The 566-nt window shown below is 63.3% G+C and carries 1 protein-coding gene; it reads right to left on the bottom strand.

The features are described from left to right. A partial coding sequence (locus tag K9U40_RS23290) for a TolC family protein (protein ID WP_282892443.1) occupies positions 1 to 566 on the bottom strand: 566 nt, incomplete at both ends.

Genomic DNA, 566 nt, shown 5'->3' with positions numbered 1-566 from the left:
GTTGCGGCGTCGTAGGCCGACTTGGAGCCGGGGAGCACGTCACCTCGCAGTGCCTGTACTTCGGTGGCGATCGTGGAAAGCCGATCGTGGGCTTGAGTCACCTCGCTGTGCAGACGCACGGTGGTGGCTTGCAGTTCGTCCCTGGCTTTGTCTTCGAGCTTCAGGGCCTCCAGCAGGTTGCCTTGGTTGCGGTCGAAGACCTGGAGAGGTACCGACACTCCGAGCAGGAGCATGTTGCGCTGCGTCTCGTTGCTGCGCTGCATACCTGCGCTCACAGTGACGTCTGGCACGCGTTTGCTTTGCTCCACCTCGGTCAAGGCTCTGCGTCGGTCCACTTCTACCCTGGCCACAACAATGGCTGGAGATGATGCGACCAGGGATTGCAGTGCAGCGAGATCCGGGACGGCTGGAAGGCTCTCGGCTTCGCCTTCCAGCTGGAGGGCGGCCGCGGTGGTTCGACCCAACAGTGCATACAGGCGGGTCAGCGCATTGCGTTCTTCGCTCGCCGCCTGAGTCAGTTCCACCCGTATGCCGGCCTCCGCAACGCGTGCCTTCGTCTCCTCGAC

Origin of the sequence: Xanthobacter autotrophicus, from assembly GCF_030015065.1 — a bacterium.
GTDB classification, from domain to species: Bacteria; Pseudomonadota; Alphaproteobacteria; order Rhizobiales; family Xanthobacteraceae; genus Xanthobacter; species Xanthobacter autotrophicus_D.
This window is presented reverse-complemented; position numbering and strand designations above follow the sequence as displayed.